Below are 20,897 nucleotides of genomic sequence, written 5' to 3'. Positions count from 1 at the left end.
GACTTCTGACATTTATTAAGCGGTTGGAGTTGAAATAATAGAATTTATTATTTTGGAGGATTTATGGTGGAAAACAAGGTGGATCTGAGCGCTTACCTGATATTTATAGTTAGCTTGAGTCTTATCGGGATATGCATATTATTAAATATACCGCTGTACTGCGGGTTTGCCGGGGCAGTTGTTTTTTCTACTGCGGTGCTTGTGAGAAAAGGTCATGAACTCAAGACTCTGAATAATATGATGCTCATTGGCATTAAGGATTGTTCAAAGCTGATGATTATTATCATACTCACAGGAGCTACTGTATCGATTTGGCTGTCATCAGGCATTGTTCCCACGCTTATGTACTATGGGTTCGAATATATCAAGCACATAAATTACGTTCTTGCATGTTTCTTGGTAACAGCAGTGGTTTCAGTGGTTATGGGCACTGCGGTAGGTACTGTAAGTACCATTGGTATAGCATTAATAGGAATAGGCAAAGGCTTTGCAATACCAGACCAGATGCTTTTAGGCGCTGTAGTTTCGGGAGCTTTTATTGCTGACAGGATTTCACCAATATCAGGACTTGTAAACCTTATGCTGAAAACAACGGATCTAAAATACAGGGATTATGTAAAAAGCATGCTGAATACCCTGGCACCTTCATTAGTCATTGCTGCAGCAGCATATTATTTTATTGGTAAGGACTATATGTCTGTGACTGATCCGGCAAAGATAGCCATATTCCAAGGAAATATAAACAGCGCTTTTGTAATTACACCAATTCTGCTGTTGCTTCCGATTATTGTTATAACAATGGCGGTGTGCGGGGTTAAGCCTATAATAAATATGAGTATTGGGGTTGCTGGGGGATCACTTATAAGTATATTTCTCCAAAAAAAGACTGTATTTGAAGTCTTTCAGTACATATTTTCAGGTTATAAGTCAACTACAGGTATTGCAGAGCTTGATAGTATACTGAGAGGCGGGGGAATCCAGCCGATGATTGAAGTGCTTTTGATTGTAGCTGGAGCTATTGCACTGAGCAGTCTGCTTGAAGGCACAAATATAATCAATCCTATAATTGCAAGTGTTATGGACAGGGCAAAAACCAAAATATCATTAATAGCAAGGACAGCAGCTTTCAGTAGTCTGCTTACAATTGTCACCTGTGACCAAACCGCAGGCATCATACTGCTGGGAAGACTTTTAAAGAAAAGATTTGAGGACCTGGGGGTAAATAAGGTCAAACTAGCCAGGACAATATCGGATACAGGAACGACTATAGCACCTCTTATACCTTGGAATATAAATTCTATAATCATCCTGGCCATTACCGGAGTTTCTACATTGCAATATGCTCCTTATGCAGTGCTTTGCTACATAGCACCATTAATGGCAGTAGTATTCGGCAGCTTTAAAGAAAAACAGGTAGAATTATAAAAGGGTTGATGTCTTTCAGATTTGATAGTTTCCGATACCATCTAAGACCAATATGAATACCACGCTTTGTAGTTTTACTGTTGTAAAGGTTGCTTATTTGTGGTAAAAATTGATATATAGAAGCTAACGAGGAGGATTTGCAAATGAGTATAAAGATAGTTGCGGACAGCAGCTGTGACCTGAATGAAGATTTGAAAAGGGAGCTGGGGGTAACGCTTGTGCCTCTCACACTTCAAATCGGTGAAATCAATTATAGGGACGATGAGAGTCTGGATGTTAAAGCTATGCTTAAGAAAATGGCGGAGTGTCCTACTTCACCCAAAACTGCATGTCCTTCACCTAATGATTTTATCAAAGCTTATGAAGGCCCTGAGAGCGTTTTTGTAGTGACTTTAAGCTCTGCACTGAGCGGTACATACGAAAGCGCAATGCTGGCTAAGAAGATGCTTTTGGAAAACACGGAAGACAAATTTGTACATGTATTTGATTCGTTTAGCGCTTCTATAGCTGAAACTCTGATAAGCATCAAGATTTTTGAATTGGCAAAGAAGAGCTATGACAATCTTCAGATAGTGGAGAAGGTCAATGAATATATAAGTAGCATGAAAACCTTATTCCTGCTTGAATCCTTGGAAAACCTCATGAAAAATGGAAGGCTGGGCAAGGTTAAAGGCACAATTGCTTCTCTTCTCAATATAAAGCCTGTAATGGGAGCCAATGAAGTTGGAGATATAAAGCTGGTTGAAAGCGTAAGAGGCTATCGGAGAGCATTTATGCGCTTTGTTGAGATTATAGGTGAGCAAGGAGAGAAGCTGGAGGAAAAGGTTATAGGAATAGCACACTGCAACTGCCTTGAGAGGGCGGAGGAGTTTAAGAGTGAGCTTATGAAAAGATATAAGTTCAAGGATATAATAATTGTTGAGACAGCAGGGCTCAGCAGTGTATATGCAAACCAGGGAGGCATTATAGTAGCATTCTAAGACATTTTAAGGGACTCTTTGAGTCCCTTTTTTTTTACATGAAATATATGGAAGTCCCTTCAATTGGGACATGCCTATGGTATAATGGCTACATAAGCAATCGTGTCCTGTAGCAGTATTCGTATATAGCAGCAGGACACAACATTAAGGATGTGCATTATTAACATTTTGATTGATTGGAAAGCTGTGATGTTAATAAGCACTAGGAGGTATTTGTGTTGAAAAGATACATAGCATTATTTACAGCAGTTTTGATAATAACTTCAGGACTGGCAGGCGTTTTTGAAGTAGAAGCCGCCGCGACAAAGCTGCCTTTTGAAGTTGAAAAGTTTTCTGATGTGCCGGAGGCTCATTGGGCATACGAAGCGGTGCACTATTTTAGATATTTGAATTTTACCGAGGGGAATGGCGGCAACAAGTTCGGTTTAGGGCAGTCAGTGAAGAAAAGCGAATTCATTACAATGCTTGTAAGGGTCATGGGCTGGGAGCTGGTATCAACAGAAAACAGCAGCTTTTCTGATGTAAGCAAAGATAAATGGTATCAACCATATGTTGAGACTGCAGTAGCCCATGGAGCTATATTGAAGGAAACAGACAGCTTCAACCCCGATAATCAGATAACCAGACTTGAAATTGCAGAAGCGATAGTGCGTGGATTGGGATATGAAGAGCTGGCAAAGCAGCTTAAATATCTTCCAAGTCAGTTTGCAGATGTTGCAGAAGGTGCGGAATATACGAACATTGTTAAGGATTTTGGGATTTCCAATGGAAATGGTGGAACCAGCTTCCTGCCGGACAGCACAGCAAAGAAAGAAGAAGCTGTGGCAATGCTTACCAGAATGTATCAAAGATTGAACTCCAATATCAAAGAACTGCATGCCTTCTATGCTATAAAATCCTATGACCAGGCAGGCATGATACAGGATTTGAACTCCGTAAGCTTTGGCTGGAGCAGACTCGAATACGATGCCAGCAGTAATAAGCTTTCTGTAGCAGTTTCCAATAGCGGAAACAGTGACTTTTTTATCCCGGAGGGATATGGAGAGCCCATAAATATAGCGAAGCAATACAACAAACCTGTGCAGCTCAATCTTTTTGCTTCCAATGAAATGAAAGTTCTAAATCCCACTACCGGGGAAAGACTGGGGATAGTAGAACGACTGCTTACTGATGCTGATGCTCAGTCTGAGGTCATAGGGCAGGTTATACAGCTGTTAAACAGTACCCAGGTAGGAAATGATGCAATTTCCTTTGATGGCATAGTTGTTGATTTCGAGATTCTAAGAGGAGATACCAACAGCAAGCTTTACAATGAATTCCTGTCTAAGCTGAAAGCGGAACTCGTGAAATATAACAAGAAGCTTTATGTGGCGGTACATCCTAAGCGGGGCAATGGGGAGGCATATTATGACGGATATGACTACAGAATCATCGGTGAAATAGCGGACAGAATCATACTTATGGCCCATGATTATAACGCTGTAAACCTTACAGAAAGCGAAATGGCTGCGGGTTACAATGATACGCCTCTTGCTCCTATAAATGAAATATACTATGCGCTGAAGGCAATTGCTGATAAGAACACTGGAGTAGCTGATTTGAGCAAGGTATGGCTTCAGATATCCTTTGATACTGCACAGTGGAAAAAGATTGAGGGAAAGATTGTGAATCAGAGTGCCTTCCGACCCTCGTATTCTCAACTTAGAGATCGCATGTTGAAAAATGAACCCGGTTCGGAGTTAAAAATGAACTACTCTGAAAAGCTTCAGAGTCCATGGTTGACATATTATAATGACAGTGACGGCACAGATAATATCATCTGGTATGAGGACAGCGGAAGCATCCTGTCAAAGATTGCACTCGCAAAAATGTTTGGAATAAATGGAGTATCTCTCTGGAGGTTGGGTAATATCCCTGACTTCGAGGAGTCAGAGGGCAGCGGAATGAATCTGGATATATGGCAGACAATTAAGGAACAATTGAAATAGAAATAAAATGGGACTAGTAGTACTCTAGTCCCATTTTTACTTTCTACCCCGAAAATATGGAACAATTTGCGAATTTATATTACAAAAGTAGATAGCATAATCTCCGAAAAGGCAAACCTGTTGAAAACCAGGGACGCAAAGCTACGGGCCTAAGGGAAGCTATGGCGGCCGGGCTGCCGAAGATATTATGAACCAGATCAATAAATGTAGGAGATTAATATCTGCAAATAAATATAAAAATGGAGGAATAAATATGAAAAATACCAAGAGAATTATAGCAATGGTTTTTGTACTGGTGTTTATGTTTACACTAGTGATGTCCTCAGCAGTTTTTGCAGGTGCTGACAATGGAAAGGATATAGAAAAGGTAAAGGGCAATGATAAAGTCAATACTCCAACTGTTGAAGACAAGAGCAAGGTAAAGGGAGCAGAAGAAGATAGCACAGCAGTGGCTGAGGAAGAGAAGGCTGTGAAGGAAAAAGACAAGGTTATGGAGCAGAAGAAGGTTCTGATGAAGCAGCTTATAGAAGCAAGGAAATCAGGAAATTTGGAAGCTGCCGCACTGCTTTTGACTCAGGTAAAAGAATATAAGGAACAGCTAAAGCAAATGGTAAAAGACAGCTATACAGAAGAAGAATTAGCACAGCTTGAGCAAGCAGCAGTAACCATAGAAACCGCAGATCCTACATTGGAAGTATTACCAATAGATACAATTGTAGCGAAAGGCAAAAGCTTGAAGCTGGATATGCCTCCTGTAGTAAAAGACGGAAAAGTATTAGTGCCGATAAGGGCTTTCTCCCAGGCTTATGGAGCAGAAGTAAATTGGAATGCGGAAGAACACACCATAACAATAATCAAAGACGGTGTTGAAATTGTACTTATGACAGACAGCAGTACAGTATATGTAAACGGCGTTGCAACCGACATAGGGTTACCGGTTAAGGGGATAAATGGAAAGACCGTAATGCCTGTTGGATTCCTGGCAGAGAAGCTCGGACTTAAGGCAGAAGTGGATCCAGAAGATGGAACAATAGAGATCGAAGATGAGGATGATGATACAACAACAGACACAACAACAGGTACTACAACAGGGAACTAACACATAATATCAAATTGAAATACTTACTATCAACAGGGACTGAATAATTCTATTCAGTCCCTGTTTAATAGCCCGATTTGAAACTTTTTCCTGTTATTATCGTCATAATATTATGAGGTGAAATAATGAAAAGAATATTATCAGTATTTTTAATAGTAATGCTGCTAGCTGGATGTTCACAGAAGTCCAAACAGGTGGAGAAGCCAGTTGTGGAGCCAAACAAGTCTGCGGTGGAGCAGAATATGGAAGTCGCAAATCCACCTGCTGAAGTGGAAAAGGAAAGCAACCTGTTCGATGCCAGGAAGGTGAAGTCAGGAGACCAAGTGGCGGGGCTAAGGGTAACTAAGGTTGAAGTACATAATGCTGCGGATGACGATTATGATGCTTATGTGGATTTTGAGGGCGAAGTGACAGTAAGCGGTACCTTCAAACATAATCTGAACGACGAATTCTTAGATAATGAAATAACATTTAATGTTGATGAGGAATCGGCTGCTTTGCTTCCAATGCTAGCGCATGACAGGAGAAATGTGTGGTTCATGTTCATGAATCACGATGAAGCAGAAAAGGCATTAGGAGTTGCAGGCACAGAGGGTAAGGCAACAGTAACAATAAAGAACTATAGTATAAAATATGCACATACTGAGATATGGAATACAGCTGACCTGGTAAAGGCTGAAAAGAAATAGAACGGTTCACTTTGAACCATTCTATTTTTATATATTATCTTTTTTGCATCATTAACTCCCTGGTTTTTTCATTGTAGTACATTCCAGCGCCCAGACACTGCTTGAAAAACTGGTCGGGAACAAAAATCTGGTTTTCAATTTTCATTACAGGCAAGGGCAGATACTGTTTCTTATCATCTATCATGACCTCTGTGCTGCCGGCTTTTCCTTTGATTTTACCCTTATCAGTATTCAGAGCAAACTCACCGTTTTTTTGCAATTCATACTTCAATCCAAGGGTTTGACTGATTGGGGCTAATGGAATAAAGGTTTTATTGCCCAGCTTCACAGGAAGTACCTTTTCACTTGAGGTATTGCTGAAGTCAAGCCTTACAGCATTGCTGCCCTGCTTTACAAGCTTGCGGCTGAAGCTGGGGGCGATACCCACGAAATCATTAAAATCGAAGGAATTTTCTTTGGTAACCACAGGAAAGTCAATTTTTACTTCTTGGTTGATATTATTGATATCAGTATTGAATTCCATAGCAAGACCAAAGGTAAATTTATATGTTTCCTTTCCATCATACTCTGTTTCTCCGGCAAGCTTCTCAAAAGCATCTTCAACCTCTTGAGAATCCATATAGAAGTCAAACACTCCATTCTGGTTGACAATATAGCCATCCTTGTTTATTTGGAAGTTTATTTCTATTCCCCGGCTGCCCAGCATAGTGACATCCTCCAAGGCAGTCATTATACGGTCCAGTTCATCTTTGAGACTTTTGTCTCCATTCGTAAGCGTGTCAAGTGCCATATCCAAGTCCTGGCTGGCCTCAGTACCTTCCGCAATAGCACTTGAAGCTAATATTAACTCTTTAATGATATCTTTTGCCTGCTCATTCTCAGACAGCTCAGACAATACATACTTCATAATAGTTTTAAGGGACTTATTATCAAGCTTTAGCTGGTATACAGACAGTCTTTCGCCATCCACAACCTTATCTTCCAATTGGTTTATCACTACAAAGTTAGGGTCTATATGTAGTGCATGCTCCTTTAAGAGCTCAATCAGGTTTGATTGGAAATCATTTAACGATTGCACCATTTCGGCATATTCCTGAGGGTTCAGCTGCTCTTCTCCAGGTAGGTCCTTTTGATCCATAACAAAGTACTCTTTCCCTGCCAAATCTTCCGGCAGGCTGGCAGTCAAGGTGTCGGGCAGCTTCATTATCTGCCGTATTACCGGAGGCTGCTGCTCAAAGTCATAGGATGCCCAAAGGGTGGTTTGTTCTGTAATATCGGAGGTAACCGCTTTGGTATCTGTTTGCATAACTGATTTGGTTCCTTGGCTGTTTTGATTGACCTTCTGATTAACTTCAAAGCTCATATTATCTAATAACGGGATAAAAAGTTGAAACACAAGCAAATCTTCAATATTGGTGTCAAAATTCACATTTTTTAAATTGATTTTACTTTGGCTTTCCCAGGATGTCATCTTTGCGGATTTCTCCAAGGCGTTTACAAGCTCCAGCTTATCTGTTGCATTGCACCCAGTCAAGCCAGTCGCTGCAATGAGTATAAGAGAAAGCACTATTGCCATAAATTTATATCTTTTCATATTACACCTCCTATATCTAGTTTGCAAATATTATGGCGGTGCATACGAAAAAGAGTTTTCCACAGTGAGACAAAATAGGTATGGAAAGAAAAATCAGGGTACTTTATAAATCAGACTCGATTAGAATAAATTTACAATTTAGGGAAGCTATGATATTATTTGTTTATAAGTTTCATGTTTGGAGTGTGATAATATGCGATACAATCTCAGAGATCAGGAACAGCTCGATGTACTCTGTACAAAGTCTGTAGGTATGGCTTACGGCGACAATTTGTACAGAGGTAAATGCTTCAGTCGCCTTATTTAATGATTCATACCATAACAGGCTTTGTTTCCTTAATTTAAATTATAAATTTAAGGAGCTGAGCTTTGTGAGATATGTAAAAGCAGAAGTGATTTTACCGGATAATCTGGTTAGAGAAATTCAAAAGTATATACAAGGTGAATATTTATATATTCCTTCTCAACCTGAGAAAAGAAAAAAATGGGGTGAAAACTCGGGGAATAGAGAGTATATGAAAAATAGGAACGAAGATATACGCAGCAAGTACAATAACGGATATGCTATTGCCAATTTAGCTGAAGAATTCTTTCTTTCTATTGATAGTATTAAGAAAATTATATATACGAATAAATAGATCTATGCTGTCACTTTCAGAAAAAGTGGCAGCTTTTTGTGTATAGAACAATACAGAAATATTCTTTACCTTTTATTATAGTTCATGATGATAGTAAAATAATGTATAGTACAATTTGAATTTATATAAGAGTGGGGTGAAGTAAATGAGGTTTATTAACTGTGCTTATAGAAATACGCAAGATGGCTTTAACGACATTTACAATTATTATTTGAAAAGGATGGGGATGACATATGAAGGTTGAAGAATTGAGAAAAGAGAGAATCGAAGATTTTAAAGAGTATTGCAGGAAGCATAAGCTGGAAGTCGACGATACCTTCCTGCATGAGGATGAAGACTTCAAAGACTTTGAACCAAACGAAGAAAATCCTACCTACATTATCACCAACCAACAAGAACAAATAATAGCAACAGCTTCACTAATAATTGATGATTATTTTAGGAAAGGGAAAAAAGGGCGCTTTAGAATATTTCATTCTGAAATGGAAGATGTTAATTGCTATAAAATGCTGCTCCAAGCTATTCTAAAGCATACAGAGGGTTTGGACAAGATTTTTTTGCATATACCGATTGTTAACAAAAAACTGATTGGGTTTATTGAAGGTTTGGATTTTAATGTTGAAAGGTATTCCTACCTACTCCTTAGAGAGGACATAGAGGTACCGGAGTCCAATTTTCCGGAGGACTATGAAGTCAGATCATTCATATTGGGAAGTGATGAAGAAGCCTTTTGTGAGATTAGAAATTCAAGTTTTGCAAAACTAATGGGAAGTGAGACACCCCGTACGCCGGAAATGGTAGCAAAGATGATGTCAGGCGTAGACCACATAGAAGGCGGCGTAATGATACTATATCATAGGGAAGGACCCGTAGGAGTGGTCAGAGGTGTGAAGGACGATTATGAAGGTTCTCCGATAATGGTTATCGAACCACTTGCCATAATACCGGAATACCAGGGCAAAGGCTTGGGAAGAAGCTTGCTCAGAGCATCACTGCGCTTTGCCAAGGAAAAGTCATACAAAAGGACATTGCTCAGTGTAAATGCGGAGAATGAAAGGGCAAAAGCCTTATATATCCAAGAGGGCTTCAAACAGGTGGAAGCTTCTGTATGCTATAAATATGATCTTTAAAATACTATTTGAATAACGATAGAGAAATTTTAACGATAACTTTTATAAAGGATGGAGATAGCATATGAAGGTTGAAGCTTTGAGAAAAGAGAGGGTTGAAGATTTTAAGGAGTACTGCAGGAAACATAGACCGGAGGTTGATGATTCATTCCTATATGAAGAGGATTTGAAAAGCTTTGAACCCTATGTAGATAATCCAACTTATATAATTATAGGTCGACAAGGTGAATTGGCAGCCGCAGCTTCTCTTATAATTGATGATTATAATAGGAGAGGGAAAAAGGGACGCTTTAGGATATTTCATTCTGAAATTGAGGATTTTGATTGTTACAATTTGTTGTTTCAGTCAATTCTAAAGCACATCGACGGCTTAGATAAGCTCTTTGTATATGTGCCGATTGTAAACGGAAAAATGCTGGAATACATTGAAGGTTTAAAATTCAATGTGGATAGATACTCATACCTACTCGTAAGGGAAAACTTGGAAGTCCCTGAGTTCAGTTTTCCGGAAGGATATGAAATTAAGACCTTTGAATCAGGCTGTGATGAGAATTCATGGTGTGAAGTACGAAATGCAGGTTTTGCCAAGCTCAAGGGGAGTGATACACCTATAACGCCGGAAATGGTTGCAAAGATGATTGCGGGCGAAGACAATATCGAAGGAGGCTCAATGATACTCTATCACAACGAAAGACCTGTGGGTGTAATACGAGGAGCTAAGGATGAATATGAAGACTCACCCATAATGAATATCGGACCTCTTGCCATAATACCGGAATACCAGGGTAAAGGCTTGGGAAGAAGTTTGCTCAGGGCATCACTCAAATTTGCAAAGGAAATGGCGTACAAAAGGACGATACTCTGCGTGAACGCTGAGAATGAGAGGGCAAAAGCCTTGTATATTCAGGAGGGCTTCAAACAGGTCGAAGCTGTTGTATGCTATAAATATGATCTGATAAATAACAAAAAACCTTGATAATTCAAGGTTTCTTTCATTTGGAGCTGGAGAGGGGATTCGAACCCTCGACCTGAGCATTACGAATGCTCTGCTCTACCAACTGAGCTACTCCAGCATTTATCTATGATTGCCCGCTATTTTAGATTTCTTTTCGTTTTTTTGGGCATTGGAATTACAAGCTCAGTGATTACAAAACCTGCAATTATGGGCAGTGTGATATAGAACCATACATCTGACTTCTTAATGAGCTTGAGTATTACTGCTTCAATAAGAAGGACGCAACCCCAAACGAGCGAATTTTTCGTGGTTTTATCCATATATGTACCTCCTGATGATGTTGTTAAAAATGAAAGTAACACATTAGCATATTCCTACCATTTATTATATCAAAAAAACACATCCAGTACACAATTTTTTGTATTTTGTAACTCCAATATGCCACTTTTATAAAAAATTTGAAATAATACTTTGCACCTTTGCGTTCTTACTGTATTTTTAGGAAAATCGGAAAGTGCTTATAAAGTCTTTTAGCGGGCAAATATGAATTTTATTGATAAACTTTATTATACTAAGTATTATAGTGATAATGAAAGCATAAAACAATATATCAAAGCTTGATTTGCAGCCGTTGTAATAAGTGCTATTTTAAGTAAAATGCAAAGGATGGAGTGATATAGATGAAGAACTATCATAATGGCATATTGGGCAAAGTGCTGATAATAATCTGCGTCATGAGCATAGGTGCAGGATTGACCTTTTGTGCTCCGAGCCCTCAGAGTCCCGGTGCAAACGAGCCCACACCACAAGCGACTCTGACACCTACTCCGACACCGGTTCTCACACCGACACCGACAGCTACACCTACTCCTGTGGAAGAGTCTCTGATTGATTTCTATCCTCTTAAGACAGGAAATATGTGGGAGTATGAGGGTGAAGGCATGGAGTATGCCTCATTTATACAGAAGGTAGTTTACAGTTCAGGAAACAGGCATCAGGTTACTAATGACAATGGGGGTACGGTGATGGCGAATGTGTTGGAAGTAAGAAAGGACAGCATAGTGAATACCTATAGATCAGGAGAGGCTTACACTGATGTGAACTTACTGGGTAAGCCCAGTAATTTGAACATAATACTTCTGCAAACCCCGCTTGAAAAGGGAAACTTTTGGATAAGCGAGGAAAATCACTACGAGATTGTAGATATTGCGGCTGATGTTACTGTACCTGCGGGAGAATTCAAGGACTGCATTGCGGTAAAGGCTACCTTTAAGGATCAGACTTCAAATATGATATTTTACTACAAAAGGGGAATAGGCATGGTGCAGTCTGAGTACAGAACTGATGTGGGGGATCTGATTACATCAAAGCTGAAAAGATATGAATTTAAATAGAGGAAGAAGGCTCCTACATTGAAGGGCCTTCTTCCTTTGCTTCTATCTTAACTATGCTTTTGGTCTTGGAGAGCTGCACAAGCAGCACTCCGGCAAGTATGACAACTGTTGAAAACAGTACAGTAAGGGTAAAGGGTTCACCCAGTATCAGCGCCCCCAGCAAGACGGCTACGGGGGGATTCACATAGGCATAGGTGCCGGCTTTCGCAGCAGGCCATTTTTGCAATACATAAATGTAGGAGGAATACCCAAACCAAGAACCGAAGACAATCAGGTAAAGCAACGCACCAATTCCCTTTGTTGAGAGGTTCACATGAGGAAGCTCTCCGAGGACTATTCCGATAATTACCAAACCGATTCCACCGGCCAGCATCTGGATGGCTATATTCGTAATTACTGAGCCTGTTGGTATAAAGCCTTTTGAATATACAGAGCCGATTGCCCATAAAAAGGCTGCAATTAGAAGTGCCACAGCACCCTTGATTTCCACACTGCCTGCTCCTGAGTTTGAAAGTACAAGCATTGCAACTCCTGAGAATCCAACAAGCAGACCCAGCCAGCCTTTAAAATCTATTCTTGGTCTTCCGGGTATGAGAAGCTCGATTACAGCCATGAAAAGAGGTATCGTGGCAACCAGCAAGGCTGCGATTCCAGAGTGTACATACTGCTCTGCCCACACTACCAGGCCATTGCCTCCCAATAGCAGGAACAATCCTACTATGGACTGATCCCTGACGCTTTTTAGATTGGTCGGGAACTCCAAACCCCTAAGACGGGCAAAAAGCAACATCAGTGCACCTGCTATCAAAAATCTTATCCCTGCAAAAAGCACTGGAGGGAATGTGCTGACACCGATTCTTATTGCAAGATATGTAGAGCCCCATAATATGCAAACTGCAATGTATGCAGCGATTACTTTCGATTCTTCATTCTTAAAAAGCATATATTCAAAACCCCCTAAGTTTATTTCGTAAATCACATGTTATCAATTGCCATAGGATTATTATAAGGCATAAAAACAAATTTAAATAGTATTGACATTATCGCAAATTTGCGATAATATAAATCGTATAAATACGATACAAGGAGTGAATACAAATGAACATATCAAAAATCTGCGATGCTTTAGGTAATGAAGTCAGGTACCAGATAGTCAAATCACTCAAAAATAGATCAATTGCCACCTGCTGCAACAGGATTGAATACTATGAAAACGGCATAAGCGTCGGTGATGTGGTGAACGCTACAGGGCTTGCGCAGTCAACAGTATCACAGCATATAAAAGTACTCTTGGAAGCCGGAATCATTTATAAGGAGAAAAGGGGACAGTGGACTTGTTTTTTCTTGAACAAGGAAATAATCGATGAATTTGTTAAAGGCCTTTCTGATGACTTAATTCAGGCCAACTGTGACTGCAAATAACATAGCAGTATAAAATTTTTTATACATATATATCGTAATATTGCGATTAATTTAAGGAGGAAGTATAATGATAAACCTTTTAAAAGAAACCATAACTTATGTAATTGGCACATTGATCCATAATGCACCGATTCTCGCTTTTGGTATACTCGTAGCTGCTGCAATAACCGTATATGTAGATCCGGAGAAACTAAGGCAGGCACTAATGAAAAGGTCTGGAGTATCAATAGCCGGAAGTGTTGCCTTCGGTGCATTCACTCCGTTCTGCGCTTGCGGGACTATGGCAGTTATTGTATCGATGATGACGACTGCTCTGCCCTGGGGGCCAATAATGGCATTTCTTACATCATCACCTTTGATGAGTCCGGATGAATTCATATTATACTCAGGAATCATAAGCATTAAGTTTGCCGCAGCTCTTACTGCTGCCTCACTGATAATAGGTGTTGGCTCGGGTTATATCACTCATTTTATTGAGAAAAATACAAGTTTGTTAGAAAACCAAGCAAGATTTTCAGGCAATGCAACTTGCTGCGGCAGCAATGCAGCAGCGGAAGCAAGCTGTTGCTCTCAAAATACTGCAAACTCAAAAGCCCAGGGCTTTGCAGAAAAGTACAAACTAAAAGAGCTTTTTAAAGTGTTCTATGAAGTAGGGGTAAAGCGTGTTCTGATATACTTTGCTGTATTTGCTGCTATAGGCTTTCTAATAAACAAATTCATACCTGCGGAAATCATAATGAAATATTTGGGGTCAGGCAACATATTTGCAGTGCCTTTATTAGCTCTTATTGGATTGCCATTGTATGTAAGCGGTTCATCTGCCATTCCAATAATAAATGCTCTTATGATAGGCGGAGCCAGCCAAGGAGCGCTGCTGGCCTTTATGATAACGGGGCCTGGCACAAGTGCCGGCGTACTTGCAGGTTTGGTGACAATCATGAAAAAAAGGGCAATCGGATTATATGTTGCTTACCTTCTGGTGTTTGCTATAATACTCGGATATCTATATGATTTTCTCTTAATGCTTGGTATATAGCACTTCCCAAAAGAATGGGAGAAAATAATTGACACGATTGGATTCTGGGTCTATGATAATATTGTATGTAAGAAAAACTCTTTTCACATACAACATTAACTTAATAGAAATTGTCCGCTAGGGGGGCTTTATGCTGAGATAGCACGGTGCACTTAAAATGCAGATGTGCTGACCCTTTGAACCTGTCTGGTTAATTCTAACGGAGGGAAGCGGTTGTGATTAATAAATAATCTGACCGTAACTTTTGTTTACGGTCTTTTTGTTTGAATAATACCTCCGGACAATTTGAAAGAAGTGATGAACCCAATTTCTTAGACAGTGGCAAAAATATTTATTTGGAGGTATTAGTATGAAAAAGACATCTACAAGAATGCTTACTGAAGCGGGGATTATGATTGCGGCTGCCCAGATACTGAGCTACGTGAAAATATTCGAGGCTCCGTACGGAGGGTCAGTAACTGCTGGAAGTATGATACCCATTATTCTGTTTTCCCTAAGGTGGGGAGTAAAATCGGGACTGCTCGCAGGCACTGCTTATGGCATACTGCAGTTCTTCCTCGGTGGTGCAATTTACTCATACCATATAGTGTCAATATTGTTTGACTATGTAGTAGCTTTTGGGCTGCTTGGTCTAGCGGGGCTATTCCGCAGCAGCATAAAGGGTGTATTTATGGGAACATGTCTTGGCTTGCTGGGAAGGTTTATATGTCATGTAATTTCAGGGGTGGTTGTATGGGCTTCCTATGCGCCTGAAGGTATGAATGCATTGATTTATTCGGTATTATACAATGGCTCCTATCTTTTACCGGAGCTTATAATAACCTTAGTTATAGTTGGAATACTGTATAAGCCTTTAATAAGCAATATAGGACAGAGAGTATAGTAAAGAAAACGTCTCCACTCGCAAGGGTGGAGATTTTTGTTTGGGACAATTTGCATTTTCTGTTATAATGATATTGTTTGATTTGAACTTTTAATATAAGGATGGTTTGGAATGAAAAAGATATTTACTATACTGGTATCCATTATGCTTGTGCTTTCGGGCTGCAGCGCGGATGCCAAAGCAGCAGCAGCAACAGGTGACATAAATATCAAGAATGAAAGGCTTGTTAAAGAGTTTATGAGTACTGTGAATATATTTCACAGGGCTGACGATAGCTTGATGCTTAGTGCCGAGGAAGGCGAGGAGTTTAAGTACTATGACATAGATTTAAGCTCCACACAAGTAACAGACAGTGAATTGACAGAGATGGCCGGCAAATACATTTACTATGAGCCTATAGGAAATAGGGGTTTTGTTGTGGTGGAAGAGCTGGATTACAAAAACACATTAAAATTCATAGGCAGAGATAAAGTAGAAAAGGTTATAGCAGAGGATATCGGGTCAGCTGACGCAATAAATATTTCAATATCCCCGAAGGCCAGCAAGGTTATTTACACATCACTTCTGGAGGGCAGTGATGTGTATGGCATCTATATTTATGATATGGATGCTTCAAAGAATATCAAGCTGATGGATATCAAGAGTGATGGACTTATAGAAGGTTTTAACTATCTTATTAACTGGTCCCCGGATGAGAACAATGTTATAATACAGGACAAGTATATATACGATACACGCAGCGGTTCACAAAGGGGTGAGCTTAAGTCCGCATATTCACAGTGGTCGCCTGCCGGTTCGAAAATTGCGTTTCTACTGGAGGATGAATCGCAGCAATGGCTTCCTACGACGGACTTTTTTGCCTATCCGGGAAAGAAAGTGTGTATATATGATATTTCTAAGGGAAGCTATGATGAGGTCTTCAAGATCGATGGAGACGAGTTTATTTTAGGAGGTATTGCCTGGGGCGGAAAAGACAGCAGGCTGGCTTTCGCAGGAATAAGTGTGAAGGATATGAGCCAGCCGGACTGGTATATGAAGCTTAATTACAGCTCGGTGTATATTGTTGAGCTGGAAAGCAAGAAGAGTAAAAGGCTGGAGACAAATGTAGATGCAAGCGATGGGACTATGATCGAGCTTGGAAATCTCAAGTTTTCGAACCAGGGGAATTTACTCAGTTTTACAGTAGGAAACTATGAAGAAAGCAGCCTGCACATAGTGAATACAGAAACACTTGAGGCGAAAACCTTTGAAAATGTCGAATATCTTCACTGGATTGACGGTGAGAATTATTTAATATCAGCAGGAAAAGACACAATTTATTTTTGCAGGGATAATTCAATAATACGAATAGATGAAAACCTGCAGGATAATATTAAATATACATCAAAAACAAAACTGGACGATTTCTACTTATCCAAGGATGAAAAGGGAATGCTGGTTTTTGAGCTGCAGGATAATGTGCATACTGTAAGGTATATCGGGGAGTAGAATTGTGTAGAGCGAGGTGTTCATATGTATGATAAAATTACAAAAGAGACAATGGTCAAAACCCATTTTGGCTGTAAAATCGAGGATATGGCAAAGACAATAATCCTCACTCCCATATGGAATCTGGAAGGCTTTAAGAGTAAGGCGGATACTGTATTGACGGAGTTTATGGGCTGGTATAAAGGTGTAACCCTTACTTTTGATGGCAAAAGGATAACAGTGATAAGCAGCGGAATAGGATCTCCCATGTCCGGGGACTGTGCTCTGGCCTTAGGATATACCGATTGTGAGAATGTCATATTCTCTGGCTCTGCCGGGGCAATCAATCAACATTACAATATCGGTGACCTGTTGGCTGTGAGTGAGGCGGTTATCGGAGAGGGTTTTTCCAGATATCATGGTGAGAATATAAAAAAGGACTGTTTTGGAGATTTGGTTTCAGGAGACAAAGTGGTTGCACAAAAACTTATGGAGACAATCAGAAAAAAAGAAAACAGATATGGGATTAACAGTCATGAAGGCAGGATATTCTCAATAGACTCTATACTAGGTGAGAGGAAGGATACCTTCGACTATATGCAGGAAAAGGGCTGTGATGCGGTAGAGATGGAGGTATCTGCGGTATTCACGGCATGCAGAAGAGGTGGCAAGAAGGCTGCTGCCATGATACTTATAAGTGACCTGCCCCTTAAATACAGGAATTTGTTTGAGGGTATAACAGAAATTGATATCAAAAGATATAATGAGATTAAGCTCGATTTACCAGGAATACTATTGGAGGCCGCAGCAGGCTTCTAAAATCTAGGAGGTGCGGGGTATGAAATTTACGAGATTTGAAAGACAAGGGGCAGTCAGCTACGGCATGGTGGAGGACAATATTGTTTATAGGATTGAGGGGGATATTTTCGGAGATTACAGAGTAACTGAAGAAAGATATAAACTTTCAGAATTAAGGATACTTGCTCCTTGCAAGCCTTCAAAAATAGTTGCTGTAGGCATTAATTACAGAGACCATGCTACAGAAATGAAGCATGACCTTCCGGAGGACCCGGTGATATTTATCAAACCAGCTACTGCGGTGATTGGACCTGAGGACAAGATAATAATGCCTGCCATGTCTAAAAGGGTTGATTATGAAGCAGAGCTTGCCCTGGTTATAGGAAAACAGGCGAAGAATGTGGAGCCGTCGGAGGCACTTCAATATGTATTGGGTGCAACCTGCTTAAACGACGTAACAGCACGAGACCTTCAGAATAAAGACGGGCAGTGGACACGAGCAAAAGGGTTTGATACCTTCGCGCCCATGGGACCTTTCATAGTAACTGGAGCGGATTACAACAACATAGACATTGAGCTTGTACTTAATGGTGAAGTCAAACAGAAATCCAACACTGCATATTTCATTACCAAAGCTCAAGAAATTGTAAGCTACATATCCAAAGTAATGACCTTGAACCCTGGGGATGTGATAGCAACAGGAACACCATCGGGAGTTGGTCCAATGTCAAAGGGTGATATCGTTGAGGTAAGACTGCAAGGAATAGGAACGCTCAAAAACCACGTAGAATAGTCTAGCCTGTTTGAATAAAATTCTACCTCATGAGCAGAATATTTAATAGATGTTTGTAGGTCAACAAAAAGGAAGTGCCGTACACATGGCATTTCCTTTTTTTGATAAATATGTCTGAAAATTAAAAACGTTTGTATTCGTATGGAGAACATTGATATAAAAATGTCTGTAAAATTTGCACAAAACTATTTTTCTTTCAAAATATTGATGATATAATAATATTGAAAACAATGACGAAACATTAACAAACGAAATATTTAATATTTATACCGGATGGAGGATTTATATGAAAAAGATATTAATTACCGGCTCATTGGGACAAATCGGCACAGAACTCACGGCGTATCTAAGAGGGCAGTATGGCAGTGCAAATGTTATTGCCAGTGACATAAGCAAGCGCGGTGACGACAGTTTCTTTGAAGCAGGTCCTTTTGAAGTGCTTAACGTTGTGGATGCAAAAGGGGTTGCAGATGTTTGTAAGAAATATGGTATAAACCAAATCATACATTTAGCTGCGATTCTGTCAGCAAATGCAGAGAAGAATCCTCAACTGGCCTATGATATCAATATGAACGGAACTTATAACGTGCTGGAGGTGGCAAGAGAGCAAGGAATAGCGGTATTTACTCCCAGCTCAATAGCGGCTTTCGGAGCAAGTACTCCTGTTGAGAATACTCCTCAGGATACAATCCAAAGACCATCAACAATGTATGGAGTAACTAAGGTCGCAGGCGAACTTCTCTGTGATTACTACTACAAAAGGTTTGGAGTAGACACCAGGGGGGTAAGATTTCCTGGTATAATCTCCTATGCGGCTCTTCCCGGCGGCGGCACAACAGACTATGCAGTTCATATATATTATGAAGCATTAAAGAATAAGAAATATGCATCCTTTATAGGAGCAGGCACATACATGGATATGATGTACATGCCGGATACACTTAAGGCAATACATGATCTTATGGAAGCAAATCCAGACAAGCTTGAGCACAGAAATGCTTTCAACGTAACTGCAATGAGCTTTGATCCTGAAATGCTGGCTGCTGAAATTAGGAAACACATTCCTGAATTTGTACTTACTTATGATGTTGACCCGGTAAGACAGGCTATTGCAAATAGTTGGCCTAATTCCCTGGACGACAGTGCTGCAAGGAAGGAATGGGGATGGAATCCTAAGCATAATTTAGCATCTATGACAAAAGATATGCTGGAGAAGTTAACTGTAAAATTAAACATAAACAGATAAAAACTATTATAATAACGGTGTTTTGGGAAAAGAATATCTAATTCCAAATTCACCTATGAGGAGGTAAAAAAATGGGTTTGCATGATTTAGACTTTATTACTCAAAGACTTAATGCACTCAAGGAACAAGGCCTTTACAGGAAGCTGCCTGTACTTGGAGGACCTTCAGGCCCAAGAAGTGTGATCAATGGTAAGAATGTAATAAACCTTTCTTCCAACAATTACCTGGGCTTGGCCAACCACCCGAGACTTAAGGAAGCCGGCAAGAAGGCAATTGACAAATGGGGCATGGGTGCAGGTGCTGTAAGAACAATCATAGGTACTATGGGCATACACGAGGAATTGGAAGAGAAGCTTGCAAAGTTCAAGCATGTAGAAGCAGTTCTGGTATTCCAGTCTGGTTTTACTGCAAATGCTGCGGCTATTCCGGGCATAGTAGACAAGGGCGATGTGGTTATAAGCGATGAGCTCAACCATGCTTCAATCATCGACGGCTGCAGACTCAGCAAAGCTGATGTAGTCAGATACAAGCACAGCGATATGGAAGACTTGGAAAGAGTAATCAGTGAAGTTAAAGACAATTACAATACAAAGCTTATTATCACCGATGGCGTTTTCAGCATGGACGGTGATATAGCAAAGCTTCCTGAAATTGTTGAAATAGCTGAGAAGTACGGCTGCCTCACATATGTTGACGATGCACATTCCAGCGGAGTGCTTGGAACCAATGGACAGGGATCTGCTCACCACTTCGGCTTAAGTGACAGAATTGATGTGCAGATAGGAACTCTTTCAAAGGCTATTGGTGTTGTTGGCGGATATGTAGCTGGCAGGAGAAACCTTATAGACTGGTTGAACCACAGAGGCAGACCATTCCTATTCAGTACTGCAGCTCCACCAGCAGTGGCAGCAGCTTGTATTGAAGCAATCAATATACTTTCAGAAAGCAGAGAACTCACAGACAGAATGTGGGACAATGCAAATTACTTCAAGAAGAAACTTCAGGAACTAGGTTTCAACACTGGAAGAAGTGAAACACCAATCACTCCTGTAATCACTGGAGATGACAAGAAGGCTGTTGAACTTAGCAAGAGACTCTTTGAAGAAGGAGTGTTTGCACAGAGCATAGTATTCCCAACAGTTGCAAAGGGTGGAGCAAGGGTAAGGACAATAGTTACAGCGGCACATACAAAGGCTGACCTTGATGAGGCTGTAGCGGCATTTGCAAAGGTAGGAAGAGAGCTCGGGCTCATAAAATGATATAACATTGTAGTTAAAGAGCACCTGACCAGGTGCTCTTTTGTTGTACTTCTGCGCTGCTGAAACTTTTACCAGCGATATTACGTCATTATAAATGATAT

General features: G+C 40.2%; 20 protein-coding genes, 1 tRNA gene and 2 riboswitches. Of the genes, 17 read left to right on the top strand and 4 right to left on the bottom strand.

Annotation, left to right across the window (positions count from 1 at the left end):
• The first annotated feature begins 63 nt into the window (after window positions 1–63).
• From VEB00_13145 to VEB00_13125, 5 genes are all read left to right on the top strand, one after another.
• Window positions 64–1,425, top strand: coding sequence for a Na+/H+ antiporter NhaC family protein (locus VEB00_13145; protein HYF83961.1), 1,362 nt, complete (start codon window positions 64–66; stop codon window positions 1,423–1,425).
• Between the two features lie 143 nt (window positions 1,426–1,568).
• On the top strand, window positions 1,569–2,405 hold the full coding sequence (locus tag VEB00_13140) for a DegV family protein (GenBank protein ID HYF83960.1): 837 nt from the start codon (window positions 1,569–1,571) through the stop codon (window positions 2,403–2,405).
• A 218-nt stretch (window positions 2,406–2,623) separates the two neighbouring features.
• Complete coding sequence (locus VEB00_13135; GenBank protein HYF83959.1) at window positions 2,624–4,393, top strand: S-layer homology domain-containing protein; 1,770 nt, start codon at window positions 2,624–2,626, stop codon at window positions 4,391–4,393.
• A 100-nt stretch (window positions 4,394–4,493) separates the two neighbouring features.
• Window positions 4,494–4,574: riboswitch (cyclic di-GMP riboswitch) on the top strand.
• 72 nt (window positions 4,575–4,646) lie between these two features.
• A complete protein-coding gene (locus VEB00_13130) occupies window positions 4,647–5,492 on the top strand; it encodes a stalk domain-containing protein (protein ID HYF83958.1) in 846 nt (281 codons plus the stop codon).
• 125 nt (window positions 5,493–5,617) lie between these two features.
• Complete coding sequence (locus VEB00_13125; GenBank protein ID HYF83957.1) at window positions 5,618–6,181, top strand: membrane lipoprotein lipid attachment site-containing protein; 564 nt, start codon at window positions 5,618–5,620, stop codon at window positions 6,179–6,181.
• A 34-nt stretch (window positions 6,182–6,215) separates the two neighbouring features.
• Here the strand turns inward: VEB00_13125 and VEB00_13120 are convergent, their stop codons facing one another.
• The gene (locus VEB00_13120) at window positions 6,216–7,775 is read right to left on the bottom strand and encodes a copper amine oxidase N-terminal domain-containing protein (protein HYF83956.1); all 1,560 of its coding nucleotides are present in this window, start codon (window positions 7,773–7,775) and stop codon (window positions 6,216–6,218) included.
• A gap of 371 nt (window positions 7,776–8,146) precedes the next feature.
• Between VEB00_13120 and VEB00_13115 the strand changes: the two genes are divergently transcribed.
• The 3 genes from VEB00_13115 (at window position 8,147) to VEB00_13105 (ending at window position 10,519) form a co-directional block, all read left to right on the top strand.
• Window positions 8,147–8,413: a CD3324 family protein gene (locus VEB00_13115; protein HYF83955.1), complete on the top strand. Its 267-nt coding sequence runs from the start codon at window positions 8,147–8,149 to the stop codon at window positions 8,411–8,413.
• Window positions 8,414–8,646: 233 nt separating this feature from the next.
• On the top strand, window positions 8,647–9,543 hold the full coding sequence (locus VEB00_13110; protein HYF83954.1) for a GNAT family N-acetyltransferase: 897 nt from the start codon (window positions 8,647–8,649) through the stop codon (window positions 9,541–9,543).
• A gap of 64 nt (window positions 9,544–9,607) precedes the next feature.
• Window positions 9,608–10,519 (top strand): GNAT family N-acetyltransferase, encoded by a 912-nt coding sequence (locus VEB00_13105; protein ID HYF83953.1) that lies wholly within the window; start codon window positions 9,608–9,610, stop codon window positions 10,517–10,519.
• A 21-nt stretch (window positions 10,520–10,540) separates the two neighbouring features.
• Here the strand turns inward: VEB00_13105 and VEB00_13100 are convergent.
• Window positions 10,541–10,616, bottom strand: a tRNA-Thr gene (locus VEB00_13100).
• 19 nt (window positions 10,617–10,635) lie between these two features.
• Entirely contained in the window at window positions 10,636–10,818 is a 183-nt protein-coding gene (locus VEB00_13095; protein ID HYF83952.1) for a hypothetical protein, read from the bottom strand.
• 360 nt (window positions 10,819–11,178) lie between these two features.
• Here VEB00_13095 and VEB00_13090 point away from each other — a divergent pair, with 360 nt between their 5' ends.
• The gene (locus VEB00_13090; GenBank protein ID HYF83951.1) at window positions 11,179–11,892 is read left to right on the top strand and encodes a hypothetical protein; all 714 of its coding nucleotides are present in this window, start codon (window positions 11,179–11,181) and stop codon (window positions 11,890–11,892) included.
• A 13-nt stretch (window positions 11,893–11,905) separates the two neighbouring features.
• On the opposite strand, the gene VEB00_13085 is transcribed toward VEB00_13090, so the two are convergent.
• Complete coding sequence (locus tag VEB00_13085) at window positions 11,906–12,835, bottom strand: EamA family transporter (GenBank protein HYF83950.1); 930 nt, start codon at window positions 12,833–12,835, stop codon at window positions 11,906–11,908.
• A 155-nt stretch (window positions 12,836–12,990) separates the two neighbouring features.
• Between VEB00_13085 and VEB00_13080 the strand changes: the two genes are divergently transcribed.
• From VEB00_13080 to VEB00_13045, 8 genes are all read left to right on the top strand, one after another.
• On the top strand, window positions 12,991–13,314 hold the full coding sequence (locus tag VEB00_13080; GenBank protein HYF83949.1) for a metalloregulator ArsR/SmtB family transcription factor: 324 nt from the start codon (window positions 12,991–12,993) through the stop codon (window positions 13,312–13,314).
• A gap of 67 nt (window positions 13,315–13,381) precedes the next feature.
• On the top strand, window positions 13,382–14,350 hold the full coding sequence (locus VEB00_13075; GenBank protein HYF83948.1) for a permease: 969 nt from the start codon (window positions 13,382–13,384) through the stop codon (window positions 14,348–14,350).
• Window positions 14,351–14,459: 109 nt separating this feature from the next.
• Window positions 14,460–14,575: riboswitch (TPP riboswitch) on the top strand.
• Window positions 14,576–14,699: 124 nt separating this feature from the next.
• The gene (gene thiT / locus VEB00_13070; protein HYF83947.1) at window positions 14,700–15,233 is read left to right on the top strand and encodes an energy-coupled thiamine transporter ThiT; all 534 of its coding nucleotides are present in this window, start codon (window positions 14,700–14,702) and stop codon (window positions 15,231–15,233) included.
• Window positions 15,234–15,344: 111 nt separating this feature from the next.
• A complete protein-coding gene (locus VEB00_13065; GenBank protein ID HYF83946.1) occupies window positions 15,345–16,721 on the top strand; it encodes a hypothetical protein in 1,377 nt (458 codons plus the stop codon).
• Window positions 16,722–16,745: 24 nt separating this feature from the next.
• Complete coding sequence (locus VEB00_13060) at window positions 16,746–17,519, top strand: hypothetical protein (GenBank protein HYF83945.1); 774 nt, start codon at window positions 16,746–16,748, stop codon at window positions 17,517–17,519.
• Window positions 17,520–17,538: 19 nt separating this feature from the next.
• Window positions 17,539–18,291, top strand: coding sequence for a fumarylacetoacetate hydrolase family protein (locus tag VEB00_13055; GenBank protein ID HYF83944.1), 753 nt, complete (start codon window positions 17,539–17,541; stop codon window positions 18,289–18,291).
• A 286-nt stretch (window positions 18,292–18,577) separates the two neighbouring features.
• Window positions 18,578–19,537, top strand: a complete 960-nt coding sequence (locus tag VEB00_13050; protein HYF83943.1) for an L-threonine 3-dehydrogenase — start codon at window positions 18,578–18,580, stop codon at window positions 19,535–19,537.
• A gap of 71 nt (window positions 19,538–19,608) precedes the next feature.
• Window positions 19,609–20,796, top strand: a complete 1,188-nt coding sequence (locus VEB00_13045; GenBank protein HYF83942.1) for a glycine C-acetyltransferase — start codon at window positions 19,609–19,611, stop codon at window positions 20,794–20,796.
• Window positions 20,797–20,897 lie beyond the last annotated feature (101 nt).

The sequence above is a fragment of the Clostridia bacterium genome (assembly GCA_035628995.1).
Classification (GTDB): Bacteria; Bacillota; Clostridia; order Lutisporales; family Lutisporaceae; genus BRH-c25.
This window is presented reverse-complemented; position numbering and strand designations above follow the sequence as displayed.

What these genes read in the sequence shown, in the direction of transcription:
- VEB00_13145 (HYF83961.1), top strand. Translation starts at nt 64, where the DNA reads ATGGTGGAAAACAAGGTGGATCTGAGCGCTTACCTGATATTTATAGTT.
- VEB00_13140 (HYF83960.1), top strand. Translation starts at nt 1,569, where the DNA reads ATGAGTATAAAGATAGTTGCGGACAGCAGCTGTGACCTGAATGAAGAT.
- VEB00_13130 (HYF83958.1), top strand. Translation starts at nt 4,647, where the DNA reads ATGAAAAATACCAAGAGAATTATAGCAATGGTTTTTGTACTGGTGTTT.
- VEB00_13125 (HYF83957.1), top strand. Translation starts at nt 5,618, where the DNA reads ATGAAAAGAATATTATCAGTATTTTTAATAGTAATGCTGCTAGCTGGA.
- VEB00_13120 (HYF83956.1), bottom strand. Translation starts at nt 7,775, where the DNA reads ATGAAAAGATATAAATTTATGGCAATAGTGCTTTCTCTTATACTCATT.
- VEB00_13110 (HYF83954.1), top strand. Translation starts at nt 8,647, where the DNA reads ATGAAGGTTGAAGAATTGAGAAAAGAGAGAATCGAAGATTTTAAAGAG.
- VEB00_13105 (HYF83953.1), top strand. Translation starts at nt 9,608, where the DNA reads ATGAAGGTTGAAGCTTTGAGAAAAGAGAGGGTTGAAGATTTTAAGGAG.
- VEB00_13095 (HYF83952.1), bottom strand. Translation starts at nt 10,818, where the DNA reads ATGGATAAAACCACGAAAAATTCGCTCGTTTGGGGTTGCGTCCTTCTT.
- VEB00_13090 (HYF83951.1), top strand. Translation starts at nt 11,179, where the DNA reads ATGAAGAACTATCATAATGGCATATTGGGCAAAGTGCTGATAATAATC.
- VEB00_13085 (HYF83950.1), bottom strand. Translation starts at nt 12,835, where the DNA reads ATGCTTTTTAAGAATGAAGAATCGAAAGTAATCGCTGCATACATTGCA.
- VEB00_13080 (HYF83949.1), top strand. Translation starts at nt 12,991, where the DNA reads ATGAACATATCAAAAATCTGCGATGCTTTAGGTAATGAAGTCAGGTAC.
- VEB00_13075 (HYF83948.1), top strand. Translation starts at nt 13,382, where the DNA reads ATGATAAACCTTTTAAAAGAAACCATAACTTATGTAATTGGCACATTG.
- thiT (HYF83947.1), top strand. Translation starts at nt 14,700, where the DNA reads ATGAAAAAGACATCTACAAGAATGCTTACTGAAGCGGGGATTATGATT.
- VEB00_13065 (HYF83946.1), top strand. Translation starts at nt 15,345, where the DNA reads ATGAAAAAGATATTTACTATACTGGTATCCATTATGCTTGTGCTTTCG.
- VEB00_13060 (HYF83945.1), top strand. Translation starts at nt 16,746, where the DNA reads ATGTATGATAAAATTACAAAAGAGACAATGGTCAAAACCCATTTTGGC.
- VEB00_13055 (HYF83944.1), top strand. Translation starts at nt 17,539, where the DNA reads ATGAAATTTACGAGATTTGAAAGACAAGGGGCAGTCAGCTACGGCATG.
- VEB00_13050 (HYF83943.1), top strand. Translation starts at nt 18,578, where the DNA reads ATGAAAAAGATATTAATTACCGGCTCATTGGGACAAATCGGCACAGAA.
- VEB00_13045 (HYF83942.1), top strand. Translation starts at nt 19,609, where the DNA reads ATGGGTTTGCATGATTTAGACTTTATTACTCAAAGACTTAATGCACTC.